At 66.7% G+C, this 14047-nt stretch carries 14 protein-coding genes; 6 read left to right on the forward strand and 8 right to left on the reverse strand.

Translation table 11 applies throughout. The features are described from left to right. Positions 1 to 124: 124 nt before the first annotated feature. Positions 125 to 868, forward strand: a complete 744-nt coding sequence (phbB, locus tag U1H99_RS27090; protein ID WP_323144741.1) for an acetoacetyl-CoA reductase — start codon at positions 125 to 127, stop codon at positions 866 to 868. A 105-nt stretch (positions 869 to 973) separates the two neighbouring features. Here the strand turns inward: phbB and U1H99_RS27095 are convergent, their stop codons facing one another. From U1H99_RS27095 to U1H99_RS27125, 7 genes are all read right to left on the reverse strand, one after another. Further along, positions 974 to 1330 carry a TraR/DksA family transcriptional regulator gene (locus tag U1H99_RS27095; RefSeq protein ID WP_323144742.1) on the reverse strand — a complete coding sequence of 119 codons (357 nt, stop codon included), beginning with the start codon at positions 1328 to 1330 and terminating at the stop codon, positions 974 to 976. 95 nt (positions 1331 to 1425) lie between these two features. Next, the gene (locus U1H99_RS27100; RefSeq protein ID WP_323144743.1) at positions 1426 to 2037 is read right to left on the reverse strand and encodes a hypothetical protein; all 612 of its coding nucleotides are present in this window, start codon (positions 2035 to 2037) and stop codon (positions 1426 to 1428) included. Between the two features lie 24 nt (positions 2038 to 2061). Then, entirely contained in the window at positions 2062 to 2928 is an 867-nt protein-coding gene (locus tag U1H99_RS27105; protein WP_323144744.1) for a hypothetical protein, read from the reverse strand. An 85-nt stretch (positions 2929 to 3013) separates the two neighbouring features. After that, entirely contained in the window at positions 3014 to 3790 is a 777-nt protein-coding gene (otnI, locus tag U1H99_RS27110; RefSeq protein ID WP_323144745.1) for a 2-oxo-tetronate isomerase, read from the reverse strand. An 81-nt stretch (positions 3791 to 3871) separates the two neighbouring features. Continuing rightward, positions 3872 to 4309: a MarR family winged helix-turn-helix transcriptional regulator gene (locus U1H99_RS27115; protein WP_323144746.1), complete on the reverse strand. Its 438-nt coding sequence runs from the start codon at positions 4307 to 4309 to the stop codon at positions 3872 to 3874. A 292-nt stretch (positions 4310 to 4601) separates the two neighbouring features. After that, positions 4602 to 6080, reverse strand: coding sequence for a DEAD/DEAH box helicase (locus U1H99_RS27120; RefSeq protein ID WP_323144747.1), 1479 nt, complete (start codon positions 6078 to 6080; stop codon positions 4602 to 4604). A 342-nt stretch (positions 6081 to 6422) separates the two neighbouring features. Further along, entirely contained in the window at positions 6423 to 7202 is a 780-nt protein-coding gene (locus U1H99_RS27125; protein WP_323144814.1) for an inositol monophosphatase family protein, read from the reverse strand. Between the two features lie 181 nt (positions 7203 to 7383). On the opposite strand from U1H99_RS27125, the gene U1H99_RS27130 reads away from it, so the two are divergent. The 5 genes from U1H99_RS27130 to U1H99_RS27150 all read left to right on the forward strand — a co-directional run bounded on the left by U1H99_RS27130 (position 7384) and on the right by U1H99_RS27150 (position 11831). Then, the gene (locus U1H99_RS27130) at positions 7384 to 8142 is read left to right on the forward strand and encodes an RNA methyltransferase (RefSeq protein WP_323144748.1); all 759 of its coding nucleotides are present in this window, start codon (positions 7384 to 7386) and stop codon (positions 8140 to 8142) included. 223 nt (positions 8143 to 8365) lie between these two features. Beyond that, complete coding sequence (locus tag U1H99_RS27135) at positions 8366 to 9316, forward strand: esterase/lipase family protein (protein ID WP_323144749.1); 951 nt, start codon at positions 8366 to 8368, stop codon at positions 9314 to 9316. A 35-nt stretch (positions 9317 to 9351) separates the two neighbouring features. Further along, the gene (locus U1H99_RS27140; RefSeq protein ID WP_323144750.1) at positions 9352 to 10053 is read left to right on the forward strand and encodes a TetR/AcrR family transcriptional regulator; all 702 of its coding nucleotides are present in this window, start codon (positions 9352 to 9354) and stop codon (positions 10051 to 10053) included. A gap of 9 nt (positions 10054 to 10062) precedes the next feature. Then, complete coding sequence (locus U1H99_RS27145; protein ID WP_323144751.1) at positions 10063 to 10626, forward strand: LOG family protein; 564 nt, start codon at positions 10063 to 10065, stop codon at positions 10624 to 10626. Positions 10627 to 10994: 368 nt separating this feature from the next. Continuing rightward, complete coding sequence (locus tag U1H99_RS27150; RefSeq protein WP_323144752.1) at positions 10995 to 11831, forward strand: DeoR/GlpR family DNA-binding transcription regulator; 837 nt, start codon at positions 10995 to 10997, stop codon at positions 11829 to 11831. Here the strand turns inward: U1H99_RS27150 and U1H99_RS27155 are convergent. After that, positions 11780 to 13945 (reverse strand): hypothetical protein, encoded by a 2166-nt coding sequence (locus U1H99_RS27155; protein ID WP_323144753.1) that lies wholly within the window; start codon positions 13943 to 13945, stop codon positions 11780 to 11782. The two genes, U1H99_RS27150 and U1H99_RS27155, sit on opposite strands and share 52 nt — an antisense overlap. Positions 13946 to 14047: the final 102 nt, after the last annotated feature.

Raw genomic sequence — 14047 nt, forward strand, 5'->3', positions numbered from 1 at the left:
TGGCAAGCGGGTTCATCCCATTGCCGGTTTGATCCTGATCAAAGTCCGGCGCTGACGCCGTCCTAGACTCGTCGTTTCATGCCGCGCATCCAGCGCAGCTGACACGATAAGACAGGAGACGATCATGGACAACCGGGTGGCGTTGGTGACTGGAGGAATGGGCGGATTGGGCACGGCGATCTGCCGGCGGCTGCATGCGGATGGCTTTCGGGTGGCCACGACTTTTTCGCCCGGCAATACGACGCCGGACGCCTGGCTGTCAGCCCAGCGCGACGAAGGCTACCGTTTTTCCGCCTACAAAGTCGACGTCGGCGATTACGCCGACTGCGAATGGATGGTGCAGAAGCTGCTGGCCGAGTTCGGGCGCCTGGATGTGCTGGTGAATAACGCCGGCATCACGCGCGACCGTAGCCTGCGCAAGATGGACCACGAAGACTGGCAGGCCGTGCTGCGCGCCAACCTCGACAGCGTGTTCAACATGAGCAAGCAGGCGATCGAGCCGATGATGGCGCAGCGCTGGGGCCGCATCGTGAACATTTCGTCGGTCAATGGCCAGCAGGGCGCCTTTGGCCAATGCAATTACTCCGCGGCCAAGGCTGCGATGCACGGTTTCACCAAGGCGCTGGCACTCGAGATGGCGCGCCACGGCGTCACCGTCAACACCGTCTCGCCCGGCTACCTGCGCACCAAAATGGTCGAGGCGGTCCCGGCCGAGGTCATGAGCGGCAAGATCCTGCCGCAGATCCCGATGGGGAGGCTGGGCGAACCGGACGAGGTGGCGGCATTGATCGCTTACCTGGTGTCAGAGGACGCCGGCTTCATGACCGGGGCCAACCTGGCGATCAACGGTGGGCAGCACATGTACTAATATAAGTAGCGCCTGAGACAGCTTCCAGGGCAAGGCGCAGCGTCGAAGACAGTACATTAGTACGTCGAGACGCTGCAACGCCGCCATGGCGGCTGTATCGGGCGCTCAGCGTTTTTCGGCGCGCGTCTGGCAGGCGATGCACAGGCGGGCTTCGGGCCGCGCCAGCAGGCGCGATACGCCGATCGGCTGGCCGCATTCCTCGCACATGCCGTAACTGCCATCCTCGAACTTGGCCAGCGCGTGGCGCAGCACCTGTACCTGGGCGGTGTGCTGGCCGGCCGCTTCCAGCGTCAGGTCGTTGAGCAGGCGCGCGGTGGCGCGGTCGAGCGGCGACGCTTCCACCTCCGACACCGGCAGGCCGCTTTCGCGCGCCGCCGGTTCCCCGACCCGCACCAGCGCATCCAGGCGCTGCGCCAGCATCGAGCGCAGCAGGCCGAGCTGCTCCTCGGTCAACGTGTCCATGGTGATGCCTCCCGGCGCTGGTCCGATTGCGCGACCAGTGTAGCGCACCGCGCGGCGCGGCCCAAGCGCCATGCGGAGCGCGAGGGCCGGCCGGTTCAGGCGTCGGAGGCGGGGGTGTTGGCGTCTGCCGCCGGCTTTGCCGACGAGCTTGCCGATGCGGCGGGATTGTGGAGGGCGATCGTGTCGAGCTGGAGCTTGAGCGCGCCGACCGCAGCCAGGATCGGCATGACCTGGCCGCTGGCCGCGGCCGCCGCCAGGCCGAGCAAACGGGCGACCAGGGTGATGCCGTCGCTGATGCGCGTGATCTGCTGGATTTTTGCGGCGGCATCGATGGTGAGCTGCACCAGCTTCTGCTGCGACTGGCCCAGCGACGACACGATGCAGGCGGCCGCATCCGCATACAGGCGGTTGGCGCGCTGGCGCAGTTCGATCTCGGCGTCGAGCAGGGCGCGCGCCACCGCCTGCTCGGCCTCGGGCACCTCGCCGCCGCCATGGCGCCGGATGTCGGCCATCACGCGCGCGTGGATGCTGTCGGCGCAGGCGGACAGCTTGTCGGCCAGCTCCTCGACCTGTTTCGCGGTGGCCAGCGCCTCAGCCGGCACCGGCGGCTTTGATGCGGGTGCCGCGGCAGGGGGTGGAGCGGCGGGGCTTGCAGCGGCCGCGGCGCCGGCGGCACCGGGCTGGCGGGGGGGGGATTCGTTTGCCATGCTATCTCCTTGCCTCGTAAAGGCTCAATCCGACAGGGCGTCGCGCAGCGCCACCAGGTCGCGGCCGTAGGTGGCCAGCAGCTTGCGCATCTCGTCACCCGTCAGGTTGTTCAGATTCTCGCGCATGCGCTGGTGGCCCTGGGCGACCTTGGTCAAGCCCTGCAGGGCCAGGTCGTAGCGTTTGTCGACCAGCTTGTATTCGGTGGCCTTGTTCAGGTAGTGGACCTTGGCCAGCGTCACCAGCATGCGGTCCTGGTTCTTGGCCGAAAACGGGATCTCGACGTCGAAGATGCCGAGCACGGTCTTCTTCTCGTTGTCGTTGGTCTTGGCGTACAGCCGGGTCAGGGTGATCATCGCTTCCAGCAGCGCCTGCACGTCGCCATCGCCGTCGCGGACCATGGTCGCCACGCTGCGGTTCTGGTAGCCGGACGCGATCACGCGCGTCAGCAGCCGCGTCAAGCCGGTGTAGGCGGCGATGTGGCGCCCCTGCAAGCCGGACTCGGCATTGGCCTTGAGGCCGGTGCCGAGGTCGTCGAGCTGCGTCGAGAGGTCGTAGCGCGCTTCGCCGGCGAGCAGGCTCAGGGTCTGCATGTAGAGCACCAGGCTTTTCTGGATACTGACGAAGTCGTCGTAGACGGCACGCCGGCGCGCATCGTTTTCCTTGGCGATGCGGTCGGCGGCCGGCGACAGGTAGGGCTGTTCGCGCTGGTAGGTGTCGCGGTAGCGGCGCGACAGTTCGCCATAGCCGCCGATGCGGGCCGAGGCATCGGCGAACTGGCGCACCTCGTACAGGCTGACCGGGCCGCTGGTGGGGGTGGCGCAACTGGCCAGCAGCAGGCTGGCGGCCAGGGCGAGGAGGGCGGGAAGCGAAAGAAAGCGGCGCAGGTTCATGGGTCCTTTCTGGACGGCAAAAGGCCGTGCCCGAAACGTCCCATTCTTCCAAAAGTTTTACCTAGAGATATTGCCCGCTATCAAGTCAGCGCACGGTGTCGCGCCATCCCAGGCCGGCGACGGTATCGCCCTGCGGAATGTATTCGCAACCGACCCAGCCGTCATAGCCGATCTCGTCGAGCACCCGGAACAGGTAGGGGAAGTTGATCTCGCCGGTGCCCGGTTCGTGGCGTCCCGGCACGTCGGCCAGCTGGATGTGGCGGATCAGCGGCAGGCGTTCGCGCAACGTGTTGGCAAGTTCGCCTTCCATGCGCTGCATGTGATAGATGTCGTATTGCAGGAACAGGTTGTCGACGCCGGCATCGCGGATCACCTCGGCTGCCTGGGCGGTGCCGGTCAGGAAGTAGCCGGGGATGTCGCGGGTGTTGATCGGCTCGATCAGGACGTCGATGCCGTGCGGCGCCATCTTGGCGGCGGCGAAGCGCAGGTTGTCGACGAAGGTGGCGTGGGCGCGTTCCGGCGCCACCGCCGGGTGCAGCCGGCCGGACAGGCAATGCAGGCGCTTGACCCCGAGGTCGGGCGCATATTCGAGCGCCAGCTCGACGCTGTCCTGGAATTCGTTGATGCGGCGCGGATCGCAGGCGAAGCCGCGCTCGCCCGCGGCCCAGTCGCCGGCCGGGAAATTGAACAGCGCCAGCTCCAGGTTGTAGCGTTGCAGGCGGCCGGCGATCTGTTCCGGCTCGAAGGCGTAGGGAAACAGGAATTCGACCGCGTCGAAGCCGGCCGCGCGCGCGGCGGCGAAGCGGTCGAGGAAACCGAGCTCGTTGAACATCAGGCTCAGATTGGCGGCGAAGCGTGGCATGACAGGGCTTTCTCGGGTTGGACAGCCCGCCATGCTAAACGATCCGGCGCAACTTAGCCCACGAGATCGGCCTCGTGGTTATTACTGCGACACGCCGGCCAGCTGGGCCATCAGCGACGAGGCCGCCTCGATCCGGTCGCGCCCGGGACCGACGAGGGCGTTGCGGCTGACGTTGTCGACCACGACGGTCGCATTGGTCACCAGTTCGCTGCCGGTCGGCGTGATCAGCGCATAGCCGACACGGGCGTCGCGCGGATCGCTCTGGCGCGTGACCAGGCCGATCTTTTCCAGCGGCAGCAGGGAGCGGGTGACGCCGGAGGCGGTCAGCCCCAGTTTTTCAGCCAGGTCGACCCGGCGCAGGCGGCCGCCGGGGGCGCGGTGCAGTTGCAGCAGCAGTTGGTAGTCGGAAAAGCTGATGCCGTGGTGGCTGCCGAGTGCGCTGTCGAGGCGACGCGACAGGGTGGCCCAGGCGCGCGAGAGGCGCAGGCAGAATTCGGTGGTGAGGGTGTCGGTGGACATGGCAGGCTCCTTTTGTGGATTGGTACTTGATTTGTCAAGTATAGGCATGGCTTTAATTATGCGCAAGTACTTGAGTGATCAAATATATAGTGCCATGTCGGGGGCGGTTGACATGCGCCGGCGGTGTGAGCACCGACACAATAAAAACGTCGTCCCTGCGAAGGCAGGGACCCAAGTTGCACGCATATCGTGAGTGCTTGCAGAACTTGGGTCCCCCGCCTGCGCAGGGACGACGTGCTGGGGCCGACTACGATAAACGCTGTCAGTCAGCGCTTATCGCCACCCCAAAAAATCAACGCTCGCCGCTACCCGAGCGTGCCGACGCCGGGCGCGGACCGCGGTTCTGCGGACGGCCGCCGTTGCCGCCGCCATTGCCGCCATTGCCGCCACGGTTACCCGGCTGGCCGCCACGGCCGCCGCCGCCGCCGTTGCCGGCCGGGCTACCGCTGCGCCCGCCCGACGGGGCGCCGGCCGCGCTGCGCGGCTTGTTGCCGCCGTTGCCCGCACCATTACCGCCGCCGTGTGCGCGGCCGCCACCGTTGCCGCCCGGACGGCCGCCACGGCCGGTGTGGCCCGGCGCGCCGCTGCGCAGCTGGATCGGCTGTGCCTTGGCGGTCGGATCCGGCTCGAAGCCCGGGATCACTTCACGCGGCAGGGTCTGCTTGATCAGCTTTTCGATGTCCTTGAGCATCTGGTGCTCGTCGACGCAGACCAGCGACACGGCTTCGCCGGTGGCGCCGGCACGGCCGGTACGGCCGATGCGGTGGACGTAGTCTTCCGGGACGTTCGGCAGGTCGTAGTTGACCACGTGCGGCAGCTGGTCGATGTCGATGCCGCGTGCCGCGATGTCGGTGGCGATCAGCGCCGTCAGGCTGCCGTCCTTGAACTCGGCCAGCGCCTTGGTGCGCGCCGACTGGCTCTTGTTGCCGTGGATCGCCATCGCGCCGATACCGTCCTTGGCGAGCTGCTCGACCAGCTTGTTGGCGCCGTGCTTGGTGCGGGTGAACACCAGCACCTGCTTCCAGTCGTTGGTCTTGATCAGGTGCGCCAGCATCGGGTGCTTCTTGTCGCGGTCGACCGGGTGGATGGTCTGGGCGATCACTTCCACGGTCGAGTTGCGGCGGGCCACTTCGATCAGCGCCGGATTGTCCAGCAGCTTGTCGGCCAGGGCCTTGATCTCGTCCGAGAAGGTGGCCGAGAACAGCAGGTTCTGGCGCTTCGGCGGCAGCACGGCCAGCACTTTCTTGATGTCGTGGATGAAGCCCATGTCGAGCATGCGGTCGGCTTCGTCCAGCACCAGGATCTCGACCTTGTCGAGTTTGACGGTGCCCTGGCCGACGTGGTCGAGCAGGCGGCCCGGGGTGGCGACCAGGATGTCGATGCCGTTCGCCAGCAGCTTGATCTGCGGGTGGATGCCGACGCCGCCGAAGATCACGGCCGAATTCAAGTTGGTGTACTTGGCATAGGTGCGGATGTTTTCCTCGACCTGGGCCGCGAGTTCGCGGGTCGGGGCCAGCACCAATGCGCGGATCGCGCGTTTGGAAGTTTTATTGGTCAGCGCCGCGCCCACCTTGTCGGTCGACAGGCGGTGCAGCACGGGCAGCGTAAAACCGGCGGTCTTGCCGGTGCCGGTCTGCGCGCCGGCGAGCAGGTCGCCGCCCTTGATGACGGCGGGGATGGCCTGGGCCTGGATCGGCGTCGGCGCGGTATAGCCTGCTTCAGTAACGGCGCGCACGATGGCGTCGGTAAGACCGAGAGTATTGAATGACATAGTTTTCTGGTAGGGATCGGCGCGTCGCCCGTTGTTGACCTGGGCGCCAGTCCAGCCGATCGGATTACACAAGCAGGGCGGCCGGTACTGGTGCCGGGACGCCGAGACGCGGCTCAATGAAGCCACGTAGCATTATATTTTAAAAATGTTTCGCTATGGAAATTTAGCGCAGCCCGTGCCGATCAGGGCAGGGCCGGTGGAAGCGGGAGGCGCGGCACCTCATGGGGGCCGGAAGCGACAGGGCTGGGCAGCGGTCATGCACGCATCAGCGCGTGCAGACCGCTACCGGGTGATCCAGACTTACACAGACTCTATTTTACGCGAAAGACCGGATGTGCGTTTTTATGCGAACGGTTTCAGCAGGGCCACCATGTTGGCGAACACCTTCGGACCGGCGGCGATGATGTCGCCCTTGTGCAGGTAATCCGATTCGCCGCTGAATTCACCGACGATGCCGCCTGCCTCGGTCACCAGCAGCGAGCCGGCGGCGATGTCCCAGACCTTCAGGCCTTTTTCGAAAAAGCCGTCGGTGCGGCCGGCGGCCAGGTTGGCCAGTTCCAGCGCGGCCGAACCGCTCGAGCGCACGCCGTGGCAGCGCGAGGCGACCACTTCGTACATGCGCAGGTACTCGGCCAGCGCGCGCGGGTCGGCACCGTGGCCGGAACCGATCAGGGCCTTGTTGATGCGGTCCGGATTGCGCACGCGGATGCGCTTTTCGTTGAGGTAGGCGCCGGCGCCCTTGGTGGCGGTGAACAGGTCGTTGCGGACCGGGTCGTACACCAGCGCGTTGGTGATCACGCCGCGCTGCTGCAGCGCGATCGAGATGCAGAAGTTGGGGTAGCCGTGGAGGAAGTTGGTGGTGCCGTCGATCGGATCGATGATCCAGACGTTTTCGCTCTCGTCGTTCAGGTTCTTGGAAGCGCCGCTTTCCTCGGCGAGGATGGCGTGATCCGGGTAGGCTTTCAGCAGGGCTTCCACGATCACCTGCTCTGCCAGCTGGTCGATATTCGTGACGAAGTCGTTGTGGTTCTTTTCGCTGACCGTAATGCGGTCGAGGTCGAAGGAGGCGCGGTTGATCTCGCTTGCAGCGCGGCGGGCGGCCTTGATGGCCGTGTTGAGCATTGGGTGCATAGGGCTTCCGTGAAAAATGCTGACGCCCACGGCGAACAGGCGCAGTGAACGTGACGAACGATGAGAATGACAAAGAGCAAAGCGGTGCCGAAACCGTTAAAATCGCGAGCCGGATCGACAAGACCCTGGCCCGATTTCAACTGCTCGTCACCGCGCGATAGCGCTATTTTAAATGAACCCGACCGAAACTGACACATCTCTTTTCCGACGCCTGCGCTTCGTGCTGGTGGAAACCAGCCGCGCGGGCAACGTCGGCTCGGTGGCGCGCGCCATGAAGACCATGGGATTTTCCGACCTGGTGCTGGTGACGCCGCGCTGCGAGGCGCCGCTGCGGGATGCGGAAGCGGTTGCCTTTGCCAGCGGCGCCATCGACGTGCTGGAAGGGGCGCGCATCGTCGGCAGCGTGGCCGAGGCACTGGAAGGCTGCAATTTCGCGGCGGCGGTGTCGGCGCGCCTGCGCGAGTTCTCGCCGCCGGTGTGGTCGCCGCGCGACTTCTCCAGCCATGTCGCCGACGGGGCCGAACTGCGCCCGGCGCTGATCCTCGGCAACGAGCGCTTCGGCTTGCCGAACGAGATCGTCGAGGGCTGCAACGTGCTGATCAACATCCCGGCGAACCCCAACTATTCGTCGCTCAACCTGTCGCAGGCGGCCCAGGTGCTGGCCTACGAGTGCCGTCTGGCCGCCCAAGGTGAAAATCGGACCCAGACCGGCGTCGGCTTCCACGGCGAAGCCGCCAGCCTGGCCCAGATCGAAGGCATGTATGCCCACCTCGAAGAAGCGCTGGTGGCGATCGGCTTCCTCGACCCGGCCAACCCGAAAAAGCTGATGCCGCGCCTGAAGCGCCTGTTTGCCCGCACCGGGCTCGAAACCGAGGAAGTCAACATCCTGCGCGGCATCGCCCGCCACATGCAGGGCCGGCGCGCACCCTGATTCGGGGTCAGAGCAGAAATTCGGGGTCAGAGCACTTTGCTGTGCAAGTTCACGTAGTAGCGCGGCAAAGAAGATTCGCCGCCACGCTCATCCATGTACACCCCACGCGAGGTTTGCGTCAAAATGACATCGCTTGTTTGCCGCCGGGCGCCGGCCAGTTTTTGCTCTGACCCCGAATTGGCAGAGATTGCGCTCTGACCCCGAATTTTCAGGAGATAGCAGGATGAGCGTGCGCTGGATGACCCGGATCCTCCTGCTGGCACAGGCCGCGGCTGCATTGCTGATCGGATGGTGCCTGCAGCGCTGGGCTGGGCTCACGGCGGGATGGGCGATCTTCGCCGGGGTCGCCGCCGTGGTCGCGCTGCGCCTGCTGATTAACATGAACAATTTTTTGCTGGCGGCCTGCTTTGCCAGCCCGACCCCGGCCGCGTTCCGGCTCGGCCCGGCGGCGCGCCTGCGCCTGCTGGCCGAAGAGTTCTGCGCCAGCATGCTGACCACCTCGTGGCGCATGCCGCGCGCCGTGGCCGGCATGCGCATCCATCCGGACAGCGTCAATGTGCCAGTGCTGCTGGTGCACGGCTACGGCTGCAACAGCGGCTACTGGGTGCGCCTGCTGCCGCTGCTGGACGCCGAACGCATCAGCCACGCCACGGTCGACCTGGAACCGATCGGCGGCGACATCGACGCCTACGCGGCCCAGGTACAGCGGGCGGTCGAGCAATTGTGCGCGGCCAGCGGCCAAGGCCAGGTGGCCATCGTCGGCCACAGCATGGGCGGGCTGGTGGCACGCGCCTGGATGCGCGCCTGCGGCACGGCGCAGGTGGCGCGCGTCATCACGCTCGGCACGCCGCACCACGGCACCGCGCTGGCCGGCTTCGGTCCGGGCGCCAACGCCAGGCAGATGCGCTGGTCGCGAACAGATGGCGCCTCGGCCTGGCTGCAGCGCCTCGGCGCTGGCGAAGACCCGGCCACGCGCGCGCTGCTCACTTCGCTCTACAGCCACCACGACAACATCGTCGCCCCGCAGCTGTCCAGCGTGCTGCCGGGGGCGCGCCACGTCGCATTCGGCGGCGTCGGCCATGTGGCGCTAGGCGGCAACCGGCGCGTGCTGGCCGAGGTCATGCGCGAGTTGAGTGCGCTGAATGTCGCGGTGGCCCGGTTGCGCGCGCAATGATATGCTTGCGACTGAATCCAACCATGCCGCCTTCCATGCAACAAAAAGCCCCACGCCGAACGCGCGAACGCATCCTCGAGCTGTCGCTGCGGCTGTTCAACGAGTTCGGCGAGCCGAACATCACGACCACCGTGATCGCCGAAGAGATGAATATCTCGCCGGGGAACCTGTATTACCACTTCCGTAACAAGGACGACATCGTCAATTCGATCTTTGCCCAGTTCGAGGCCGAGATCGAGCGCATCCTGACCGTGCCGGCCGGGCGCCGCTCGAACATGCAGGACGTCTGGTTCTACCTGCACCACATGTTCGAGCTGATCTGGCGCTACCGCTTCTTCTACCGCGACCTGAACGACCTGCTGTCGCGCAACCGCAAGCTGGAACTGCGCTTCAAGGCGATCCTGGCCCACAAGATCAAGGTCGCGCGCCAGCTGTGCGAAGACCTGCGCAGCGAAGGCTCGCTGGAAGCCGGCGACGCCGAGATCGGCGCCATGGCCACCAACATGGTGGTGGTGGCGACCTATTGGCTGTCCTACGAATACGTGCGCAACCCAAGAAAATACAGCGAGCAGCAGGCGATCGCCGATGCCCTGGCGCGCGGCTGCTACCAGGTGCTGTCGATGGTCGGCCCCTACCTGCGCGGCGAGACCCGCGCGCTGTTCCAGCGCCTGTCCGACGATTACCTCAAGAAGCTGCCGCCGGAAGCCCTGCATGCCGACGCCGGCGCGGCCAACTAGAAAGCCTCCATGAAATCCATCGCTGTCTACTGCGGCGCCTCTCCCGGCGCCGATCCTGTCTATGCCGACGCCGCGCGCAGCCTGGCGCGCGTACTGGTCGAACACAATATCGCGCTGGTCTACGGCGGCGGCAAGGTCGGCCTGATGGGCGTGATCGCCGACGAAGTGCTGCGCCTTGGCGGCGAAGCCAGCGGCGTTATTCCAAAAGCTTTGGTCGAGCGCGAAGTCGGCCACGCCGGCCTGACGCGCCTGTTCGTGGTCAAGGACATGCACGAGCGCAAAGCCATGATGTCCGACCTGGCCGACGGCTTCATCGCCATGCCGGGCGGGATGGGCACGCTGGAAGAACTGTTCGAGATGGTGACCTGGGCCCAGCTCGGGATCCACGCCAAGCCGATCGGCCTGCTGAACGTCGACGGCTTCTACGACGGCCTGGCGCGTTTTGTCGAGCACATGGTGGGGCAGGGCTTCGTGCGCCCGGCCCACGCCGAGCTGCTGACGCTGGACGCCAGCCCGGATGCGCTGGTGCAGCGCCTGATGCAGCGCGCGGTCCCCGGCACCGCCGCCGGCTGATGCCGCCGCCGCGGCGTCCGTCTGCGGCCATCGTGTTTGCGCAATCATCCAAATGGCGCCGGCACTGCGGCGGAACGCTCGGGCGCGCCCGGCGCCCGTCAACTACCCACGATTCATGAAATCGATTTCGCGATGGGCCGGTTTTGCGGCCCGCCGGCAACGCTCGCGAAGACGATTGATCGGCGCTGGAATAACATACTCCTAACATTTTTGAGCGCGCTATCATCAGTAGCGCGGCAGTTTCCACGTTGATCGTTCGGCGAACGGTCGCCGGGCGCTGGCGTCCAGGCCCGGCTGGCCGAAAACAGGAGCGTGCCGACACGCCTGAACGAACGCGCCCGAAGGCGTGCACAGTGGAGACAAACACGATGATCAACAAGCGCCGCAACGACTTGCTGAAGCTGCTCGCCGACCGCCAGTCGGCCACCGTCCACCAGCTGGTGGAAACCCTGGACGCCTCGCCGTCGACGATCCGGCGCGACATCAGCTGGCTGGCCGCGCGTCACCTGCTGTCGCGCACCCGCGGCGGCGCGCGCACCCTGCAGCAGAAAAAACGCCTGGGCAGCATCGCCGGCGACAGCTTCGAGCAGAACGTGCGCTGCAACGCCGAGCGCAAGCTGGCCATCGCGCGCCGCGCCGCCGCCATGTGCGGCGATGGCGAGACCGTCATCATCAACGGCGGCAGCACGACCTTCATGATGGCCGACTTCCTGGCCGGTAAGAGCCTGAAGATCATAACCAATTCCTTCATGATGGCCGAGCACCTGCTGCGCACCAGCCAGAACGAAGTCGTGATCCCGGGCGGGCGGATCTACCGCGACCAGAACGTGATCCTGTCGCCCTTCGACAACGACGCCACCGGCGACCAATATGCATCGAAGATGTTCATGAGCGTGTACGGCCTGTCGATGCTGGGCCTGGTCGAGTCGGATCCGATGCTGATCCGCGCCGAGAAGCGCCTGATCGGCCAGGCCGAAAAGCTGATCGTGATGGTCGACAGCTCGAAGTTCGCGCGCCGCGCCGGCCTCATCCTGTGCAGCCTGAAACAGGTGCACACCGTGGTCACAGACAGCGGCGTCAGCGACCTGTCGGTGCAGTGGCTGGAGCAGGCCGGGATCGAGGTGATCGTGGTGCCCCCGGCCGATGCCGCGCTTCAGGGCAAGGGCTGCAAGCCTTCGCTGCGGACCACCCAGGTCCCGTCCTGAGGAAAGCCCGGCGCCGCCCCGGCCGGCGCGCCGTCCCAGCCGCCGGCCATCATCGCCACCGCCGCCAGCAGCGCGCCGTTGCCCGGCAGGTAGACCGGCAGCTCGGTGTTCGGGTTGTGCCCGGCCGCGGTGTAGGCGTTGTTGGGGCCATCGGTCTTGAGCAGCACGTCGACCGCTTCGCGCCCCATGCCGAGGCGGGCCGCGGTCATCGCGATCATCGGATAGTCCCAGCCCCAGATCTTGGTGTTCCAGTCCCAGCGCGCCAGCACCGCCTCCAGCGTGCGGCGCATGGTCGCGCGGTCGACGCCGACGCCGGGCAGCTGGCCCAGCGCCATCAGGAAGGAGGGGTGGTCGTGGCGGCTGGCCGGGTTGTCCCAGGTGTCGGGGATCGATTCGATGGCGACGTACCTGCCGTCCTTGACGGGCAGCGCCGACAGCTGCTTGCGCTGCGCGTCCCAGATAGGGTTCGGTGCCAGTCCGAGGCGCCGGCGCCAGCGCTGCGCGATCTCGAGCCCGGTCGACCAGTAACTCAGTTCGTAGGCCGGGTTCATGCTGGCCGCCGGATCGTGGATCTCCTGGGCGATCCACAGCGGCGGGCCGAGCACCCAGCGCGATCCTGCCGCGTCCCAATGCAGCATCGACGACATTGCGTTGGCGCTGGCGAACACCAGTTCGCGGTAGCGCGCCAAGGTGGCGCGCGTGGGCGCCTGGCGGTACAGCAATTCCGCCAGGTGGATAGTGTGTGGCTGGTTCCACACGATCAGCGGATTGCCGCCCGGGCTTTCGCGTCCGCCGGGACCGGTCATCTTGGGCCAGCGCGCGCCGTCGAGTCCGCGCGCGCGGGCGATCACGCGCGCGGCCGGCAGCGTGTCCTGGAACCAGCGCAGCGCGTTTTCCAGGTACGCGGGACGGCCCCACAGCGCGAAGTGCGCGGTGTGCCACCAGATCATCTCGGTGTGGTGCTTGCCGTACCAGGTGGACGTCGTCAGGCCGCTTTCCTGCGGCGGTAAAAAGGCATGCGCGGTGCCGCCGAACTGGATCGCGGTCAGGTACTGGGACAGCACCACGCGCCGCTCGAGTTCCTGCGCGCGCGGATCGCTACTGCCGCTGAAGTCGACGGCGCCGCCGCTTTGCCAGAAAGCCCGCCAGTGGGCCGCGCTGTGCCCGATCACCGCTTGCGCTGAAGCGGATTGCGCGGCCTGCTTCCGCGCCGCGCCGTACGACAGCGTGAATTCGAGCACCGCCCCGGCCGCCGGCTTGAGCTGGAACACGTGCGGCGCCGGGGCCGTGACCGTCAGCGGCATGCCGGCCCGCAGCGCCGCGGCGTAGCGGGCGCCGTCGCGCACGTGTTCCAGCACCAGCGTGCGGGCATCCTGCGTGACGACCGTGGTGGTGTGCGAGGCCGGTTGCGACCAGTCGAGCGGCGGATTCTGCTTGATGCCGCCGACATACCCGCGCGGCAGCGCCAGGCGCAGCGCCAGCGCGCCGCTGGCCAGCAGCGGCGATTCGACCCGCACCGCCAGCGTGTCGTGCGCCGGGCTGGCGGCCGTGGTCACGGCGACCGGCTGGCCGTCGATGGTGTAGCGGCTGGTCAGGACGCCGCGCCACAGGTCCAGGGTCTGGTCGATGTCCTTGATGTCGCCCGGCGCCAGCGGCGTGCCGTCCGGATGGGTGTAGGCGAGGCCCAGCTGCCCGAGCGGCTGCGGGTGCGGATTCTCGCGCAGCCAGTTCGCCGCCGGCACGTCGAGCCGGGTCGGATAGTTGACGGTGCGGCCGTGCGCCGTGTAGGGCTGCTCGGTGTCGGCCAGCGTGTAGCCCTGCGGATTCGCATCTTCGTGCCAGGACCAGCGCGCCTGGGTCTCGAGGCCGATACCGTGGCTGCGGTAGTGGTCGGGGAAGGTCTGCAGGCCGGTGACGTCTGCCGTGAAGCAGAACTGGCCGTTGCCGACGCTGAGCGGCGCCCAGGGATCGATCGCCTTCAGGTGCGGCGCATGGCGCGCGACCAGCGCCTGGCGGTCGATGCGCCGGGCGGGCGGCTCGGACGCATGGGCCGCCATCGGCAGCAGGGCCGCGAGAGCGGACGCAAACAGCAGGGCAGGAGGCAGGCGCGGCATCGGCGTTTCCATGATTGATTGTTGTACGCAAGCAATCATAACGCGGCCCTGCGATACGGATTTCGACATTGCGATCACGTTTTTGACCACATCTCGTTTTGG

The organism is Massilia phyllosphaerae (assembly GCF_034659755.1).
GTDB classification, from domain to species: Bacteria; Pseudomonadota; Gammaproteobacteria; order Burkholderiales; family Burkholderiaceae_D; genus Telluria; species Telluria phyllosphaerae.